At 45.2% G+C, this 7,290-nt stretch carries 6 protein-coding genes and 1 pseudogene; 5 read left to right on the plus strand and 2 right to left on the minus strand.

Annotated elements, in window-relative coordinates:
• Positions 1–696 precede the first annotated feature (696 nt).
• From BV375_RS01290 to BV375_RS01300, 3 genes are all read left to right on the plus strand, one after another.
• Positions 697–1,152, plus strand: a complete 456-nt coding sequence (locus tag BV375_RS01290; RefSeq protein ID WP_143841937.1) for a hypothetical protein — start codon at positions 697–699, stop codon at positions 1,150–1,152.
• Positions 1,153–1,301: 149 nt separating this feature from the next.
• A complete protein-coding gene (locus BV375_RS01295; protein WP_086756446.1) occupies positions 1,302–2,054 on the plus strand; it encodes an SDR family oxidoreductase in 753 nt (250 codons plus the stop codon).
• A 35-nt stretch (positions 2,055–2,089) separates the two neighbouring features.
• A complete protein-coding gene (locus BV375_RS01300) occupies positions 2,090–3,139 on the plus strand; it encodes an S-adenosylmethionine:tRNA ribosyltransferase-isomerase (RefSeq protein WP_086756448.1) in 1,050 nt (349 codons plus the stop codon).
• A gap of 20 nt (positions 3,140–3,159) precedes the next feature.
• On the opposite strand, the gene BV375_RS01305 is transcribed toward BV375_RS01300, so the two are convergent.
• Positions 3,160–3,546, minus strand: coding sequence for a nuclear transport factor 2 family protein (locus BV375_RS01305; RefSeq protein WP_086756450.1), 387 nt, complete (start codon positions 3,544–3,546; stop codon positions 3,160–3,162).
• 86 nt (positions 3,547–3,632) lie between these two features.
• Here BV375_RS01305 and BV375_RS01310 point away from each other — a divergent pair.
• Both BV375_RS01310 and BV375_RS01320 read left to right on the plus strand, forming a co-directional pair.
• A pseudogene (locus BV375_RS01310) lies at positions 3,633–3,885 on the plus strand (helix-turn-helix domain-containing protein); the annotation flags it as partial.
• A gap of 850 nt (positions 3,886–4,735) precedes the next feature.
• Entirely contained in the window at positions 4,736–5,587 is an 852-nt protein-coding gene (locus BV375_RS01320) for a DUF1186 domain-containing protein (protein WP_086756454.1), read from the plus strand.
• 963 nt (positions 5,588–6,550) lie between these two features.
• On the opposite strand, the gene BV375_RS01325 is transcribed toward BV375_RS01320, so the two are convergent.
• On the minus strand, positions 6,551–7,290 hold a 740-nt coding region (locus BV375_RS01325), incomplete at its 5' end, for a WD40 repeat domain-containing protein (RefSeq protein WP_086756455.1).

Genomic DNA, 7,290 nt, shown 5'->3' on the forward strand with positions numbered 1-7,290 from the left:
TTGCTCTGTTTAACTTTTCGTTACATATTTAGGAATTTTCCTGCCCACTTACTTAGAGGAAGTTGTGATGGTAGCCTCGCCGCCTAGCCCATTGCCAAAAGTGCAGCAACTGACCGAACTATGCTTTGAATCATAATGTGAGAAAAATTTTGATCCATAAATTAGAAAAGAGTTAACGAAAATTCAGGCTTTCGCGCTAATCACAAATTAAAACTTTGCATTCATACATGAGTGAGAGTTGAAATTTTGAATCATAACTAAAGAATGAGTTGAAAAAACACAATTGGACAAAACTTGCACAAAAAATCCCTGACAAAATTGTTTTAACTTAAACTTTAAATTCAAAATATGGTTCAAATACCCATGTTATGGTTCAAAACTTTTGTTTTAGTAGATATCTGAGTAAAAATAAAATATTTCATTGAACAAGCGATCGCTCTGTTGTTAGGCGATCGCCTACTCAAATCGTAGCTGAATAATAATGATAATCAAGCCGAAGGCTTTATACAAACGTCACTTTTATCAGTCTTTTTATACCCTACACGATACTCATTATTAGTAAAAAAACTCGAATATTAAAAGTGAACTATAAACTGGATACTCATTTCTGAAGCATATCATGAGTTAAAATCTCATTTTTTAGTTCAAATCACACGAACAGCGGCGAATACAACGATTAAAAACTTATGATCGGGTTTGGGAATTGCATCGCCAAGGCTGGTCATCCGTGCAATTGCTCGAAAGGTGGGTGTAAGTAGTCGTACGGTGCAGCGCTATCTGCTCACCCCTCACTTCAGAGAACGACAAGCACGCAGCGACTGTGGCAAGAGCCTGCTCAATCCTTATAAGGACTATCTGCTTCAACAGTACAATCGAGGACGCAGGCGGGTTAAAGACCTGTTTAGGGAGATTCAAAAGCAGGGGTACGCAGGCAGCTACAGAACCGTCACTCGCTATGTTCGTCAATTGGCTCAGGCGCAAGGGGTTGAACTGAGGAAATACCCAACAGGACGACAACTGCCAAAAGTGGTTGACCAAAAGCGTCCAGTTCTCACAGCCAGACGGGCTGCGTTTCTAGTACTGCGGCAATCTGAAAAACTTAACGCTAGAGAGTACAAGCTTCACACCCTTGATGACATTAATTTGGCATAGCGGCAAATAAAAAGTCACTGTACACGACCATTCCAAACAGCGTGAAGGTTGCTTTGTCAGGGTGGCAACTCATAGTCATTCCGAGTATGATTTAAGTAGAAACTATCCGCAGACAAGTTCGATGGGTTGAGACGAATAGGAGTCAACGCATGAGTAGGCTACAGGGAAAATATGTCCTAATTACAGGCGCTTCACAGGGATTGGGCTTGCAAATGGCGATAGCATTTGCTCGTGAGAGCGCAGCAGGAATTGCGATCGTGGCTCGTGGAGCCGAGTTGCTAGAGAAAGCTCGCGGTTTGGTTCAAGCCGCCGCACCCGCAGCAAAAGTGTGGTCGATCGTGGCGGATGTTAGCCAGCCGCAAGACATTGAACGAGTCGTTGCCACAACGCTGAACGAGTTTGGGGGACATCTTAACGTTTTGGTGAACAATGCCTCAGCGATCGGTCCTTCTCCGATGCCCTTTCTGCTCGATTACCCGTTAGAAGATTTCCGCACAGTTCTAAATACCAATCTAATCGCGCCGTTTTTGCTAATCAAAAAAGTCCTGCCCGCCATGATTGAAAACGGCGGCTCGATCATTAATGTCACCAGTGATGCAGGTGTGACGGGCTATCCAGGCTGGGGTGCTTATGGGATCTCCAAGTTTGGACTCGAAGGACTGTCGCAAACCTGGGCAGCCGAACTCGAAGATAGTTCAGTTCGCGTCAACTGGGTTGATCCTGGAAATATGAATACGGCGATGCACCGAGCAGCCGAACCCGAAGAAGATCCAACCCAATGGGCTGATCCCGAAACGGTTACAGATATCTTCGTCTATCTGGCATCGGATGAGTCTAAAACGGTGCATGGACAGCGATTCGAGGCGCAAGAAGACGAAGAAGACAGTCACCAAGCGGCTTAATCGTTGAGCGATCGTTTAGCAAACAGGAATGATTCATGTCTGCCCCTTTTTCCTTTACACTTCCCCCCCAACTCTCTGCCAAAGCGCCACCGGAGCGCAGAGGGGTTGCCCGCGATCGCGTGCGATTGATGATCGTCGATCGCCAAACCTTTGACGTTGAACATAGCCGCTTTGATCGCTTGGGTGACTTTTTGCGCCCCGGCGATCTGCTCGTCTTCAATTCCAGCCGCACCCTTCCCGCCGCGCTTGAGGGTTGCGAGGCATCAGGAGAAACTTGTATGCAGGTGCGCTTAGCCGAACATCTGCCTGATGATTCCTGGCTAGCGTTGCTGCTGTGTCAGCAGGGCGATCCATTTGCCTGTGGATTGCGTAGCGGAATGCAGATTCACTTTAGTTCACAACTTTGCGCGCTCGTTGAGGAGCGAGATCGCACCATTCCCCGACTATGGAAGCTGCGGTTCTCGCAATCCGGTACCGACTTGATTGACGCGCTCTACCAGTTAGGACAGCCGATTCGCTACGAGTATGTTTCTGCCCCCTGGGATTTGGATTATTACCAGACCGTTTACGCGAAAGAACCGGGGTCAGCCGAAATGCCGTCTGCGGGTCGCGCCTTCACCTGGAAATTGCTGTTTGAGCTACAGCGGCAGGGCATCGAAACCGCTCACATTGTTCTGCATACCGGGCTATCCTCATACATGGATGATGATCTTGATGCCCAACATCTTGCCTCAGAGGAAGAGTATCTGATCACCCAGGAAACGGCAGCTAAAATTAATCAAACGCATCAAGCAGGCGGGCGAGTCATTGCGGTGGGAACGACCGTGGTTCGGGCGTTAGAATCGGCAGTCGATAAAAGCGGCAATATGCAGGCAAAGCACGACTACACCCGCCTACGGATTACTCAAGACCACAAATTGAAAGCAGTGGAAGGGTTGCTCACCGGATTGCATGAGCCAGAAGCAAGTCATCTCGATTTGCTCACCGCATTTCTTCCAGCGGGAGTGATTCAGTCGGCTTATCACGAAGCTGTGCAGCAGGAATATCTTTGGCATGAATTTGGCGATCTCAATTTGATCCTTTAATTGGGATAGCCGAACCGCTACTAATCCACGTCACCGAAGTATTCACGAAAGCCAGAAATTTTGCCATTGCTGACTTCTAGGGCAATGGCAATTCGTCCCTCATACGGCTGTTTGTCAATCACGCCTTCACACTCAAATTCAAACATCACAGTTGTATTGCTGCTTGTGATGTGGTGCGGCGAGCTAAATGTGAGGCGATCGCCTGCTTCGCTGTGTTCGTGGCACTTGGCGATCATTTGAGCTTTGCCTGCCTGCCCAGTGAACTTACCGCGATACTTGCCATAGGGATACCAGAACGTGAACTCGTCAGTCAGCAATTCCAGAAATGGTTGAAAGTCTCCGGTTGTCCAGCCTTGAGTAAAGGCTTCAAAGGCTTGATGGGCAATGTTCAAAGTAGATTTGCTCATACGCTTGGTCGATCGTGGAACGCACGAGCATTCGGGCGACCGAAGCCGTACACAAAACTATTAACATACCCCGTTGTACATGAGTTGGCTTTCACCATCACTTCAAATCTGTCACAGCAATGAGTCCTTTGCAGTTCCAGAAGCAACTGCGGCTCCAAGAGGCTCGCCCGCCGTCTGATACTGGGGCAAAACCTTGACGCTACCAGTGCTGGCTACCGTGTGGGGTACGATGATGCCTCGCACTTCAACCGGGAGTACAAGCGGCTCTTTGGTGCAGCTCCAATGCGCGATGTAGAATGGCTGCGAGAATCTGCTCTTGAGACTGCTAGTTCAGTATGATCTCCTCAAGATGTCCTCATCTTGCCAGAAATCGTTTCCACGCAAACATCCTTGCTTCGCGGGCACTTCAGGAATACGGCAGGTCGATCGAGACAGCTCATATTCTGTGTGATATGCCGATGAGACCAATCACCGCTGGCTGAATCGACAGATCAACAAAAGGGAAGCGTTGCTTTGAGCACAAATTTCCCTTGAATGTCCCGTTTCAGCATAAACCTTCCCATGTAATTCTCAAAAAGAGATTGTGAAGTTAATTACCCAAAAAAATGCAGATGCTATTGTTGATATTCAGTATATTTAGTAGCCAAAAATACTGATAAACATTTTGAGCTAGCGGTTAAACTGTTAGAAGTTTTGAATCCCAAACGAACAGCTAATTGAGTTAAACAAGGAGGTGCCTCCTCTTCTAAAGCTAGCTGTATCGCCTGAATAAGGGGTGAAATGAGCAGTGATACCAAAACTTACGCTAAGGACTTGATGAGCCACTTTCAATACTGCGTAGCTTGCCGCCGCAGGCATCGCCACAGGTAAAACTGTACCAATTGAAGTCTCAGAAATTTAGGAGCTTCAAACCCAAGATGAGCCGTATTAAATTGTTGCACTAAATAATCTATAGGTTATTTAGTACATTGAGAATTGCCAAAAATATCGATTGACAGAATGCCTATCCACTAAGGGTTACAGCCAAGCGCGTAAGTTTCTGCACGGATGCTCATTTGACCCCATTATTTGGTTGGTCGTCTAGTTATAATCCGTAACATTTAAAAGAAGCGAACTCCCTACCGCTTGCTTGTCTGTTAGGGTTTTTGGTTGTACGCTACCAATGTCGGAGTGAACAGGTTGTGTTGTTATGCCCAGAGAGAGTTATTCATTACCCGTAAATCAATTACTCACTTATGGTGATTGCCGTAACTTTGACATTCGTAACTGGCCTAACTATTTGGAATTAGGTATCACATCTGAACACATTGATGAGCTTGTCCGCATGGCAACGGATGAGGATTTGTACCAGGCAGATGAGGATAGTCTTGAATGCTGGGCACCGATTCATGCTTGGCGGACACTAGGGCAACTCCAGGCTGTTGCTGCAATTGAGCCATTGATTAGCTTGTTTCCCAAACGAGATGGTGATGATGATGTGTGGGAATGGATTGGTGAGGAATTGCCTATTGTTTTTGGCATGATTGGTTCATCTGCAATTCCAGCACTGGCTGCTTATTTAGCTGACACGTCACAGGGAGTTTTTTCAAGAACCACTGCTGTTAGCAGCTTGACTGAGATTGGTCTCCAGCATCCTGACTATCATACTCAATGTATTACTGTCATCACTCAACAACTGGAATCTTTTCAAAAACAAGACTCAGAGCTAAATGGCTTTATCGTTGCAGCACTTGTTGACTTAGAGGCAGTGGAGTCTGCCTCTGTGATTGAGCAAGCCTTTGAAGCTGATTGTGTTGATGAAGGCATAGCAGGGGATTGGGATGATGTGCAGGTATCTTTAGGTTTAAAAACTAACGCAGATGTGGACAACAAAGCATCACGCTTTGAACTAACTCAAAACAGATCTGTCCACTTCCCTGAATTATCCTCTGCTTCAACTGGTGGATTTCAACAGTTGAACTCCAAAACCGACAACAAACTTCAGACGAAAAGAAAAATTCAGAAGGAGTCCCGTAAAAAGAACAGGAAAAAAAAGAACTAAGGCTATCCACGCTTCAAAAGGAAGGTATCGTGAGTTTTGGCGAAGCTTAAGTTTTCCCTCTGCATAAGCTTACTCTGCCCCCATTACACTTATTCCTAATTATGTGTAATCGGTAATTGAAGGTAGTAAGGTTGAACTAAATTCTCTTCACTCATCTAATACGTGATTTAGCTCTTGCACGGTTGGCTTCCATAGATTTGGGCTAGGGTGCTTTCTTTGAGATTAGTAAAGCTAATAATTGTTGATTTAGATGAGTCGAGCGAATTGAACAATTAAAAATTCACCTTCTGGCTAAATTAAAAAGCTCTCAGCATTTCTATTTTTCAGGATTACGTCATGAGCAATTGTGTAGTGAGTTCACATTTATAATTATTAAAGCTGGTCAGATTTTTTGATTGAAAAATCAAAACACTCCCAAGAAATTGATCGTTAGTATAGCTGTTATATAATTATCTGGAAGATGAAAGCCTGTAGTCTTGGCTAAAAGTCTTGCTACGAGGATTTTACAGAATTTTTTAGGAGAAAAATTAAGTGGAGCCAAATGGAGCCAAATGGAGCCAACTTTGCTCCTGAATTTCACCAGCCTCCTTTGCCGCTGACTCAAACTGTGCGATCGCCCTGACATAGATTTTTATCAATGCCACTCAATTAATAATGATGAAATTAGTTATGTCCGGGGCGTTTTTAAGAAAAAAAAGTAAGCAATAGAATTTCTTACTAGCAAGATGCTGGATTGATCAGGGTTGTAGGTAGGAGCGACCGCGAAACTTCCTTGCGCGGTCGTACCAGTCTCAATATAAAAGTATGAGCCAATAGCTGAGTAGCGAAAGCTTTCATCGACAATTTCAATGCAGTGTTAATCTTGGGTAGCATCTACACCGATATCACTCAAAACATTGTCAACTGAATTTCACCATGCTCTTCATTTAACTTATCTTTACCTACTTTTACAAACTAGAAAGTCTAAATTCCATCACAGAGATGGCGATCTTCTGGACTAACTTTGATGTTGGTCTTGAGATAGTCACGCAAGTTTTCACAACCAAGTTTCTGTAAGTCGTCTAGCTTTGAGGATTGTATTTTTTGACTGTCCACTTTCCAGCGTTTGACAGTGTGATCGCTACTGGCAGATGCAAGTGTCTTTCCATCCTTACTGAAGCTCACGTTCCAGACCCAATCATCATGCCCTTTAAAAGTTTGCAGCAGGGTAACGTCCAGTTTCCCGTGACCAAGGTCGTTCAGAGTCCAGAGTTTGACCGTTTTGTCGAAGCTGGCGGATGCAAGTTTATTGCCATTTGGGCTAAAGGTAATACCCAGAACCCTCTCATCATGCGCCTTTGGTTTCGTAATTTGCTTACCTTTGTGGTTCCAAAGTCTGATCGTTTGGTCATCACTCGCGGTGGCAATTTGCTTACCTTTGTGGTTCCAAAGTCTGATCGTTTGGTCATCACTCGCAGTGGCAATCAGCTTACCGTCTGGGCTAAAGCTGATGCCATTGACTTCATCATCATGTCCCTTCAGGACTATAGGTTTTTGCTTGCTATCCACCACAGTCCAGAGTCTAGCCGTTTTGTCATCGCTAGCGGTTGCAAGGATCTTACTGTCGGGGCTGAAACTGACATCCACAACCCTATCATAGTGACCCGTGAAAGTTTTGTGGCGCTGACCATCCAGAGTCCAGAGTGTAGCTTTCTTGTCTGCAC

It is taken from the genome of Nostoc sp. 106C (genome assembly GCF_002154725.1).
Lineage (GTDB): Bacteria > Cyanobacteriota > Cyanobacteriia > Cyanobacteriales > Nostocaceae > Aulosira.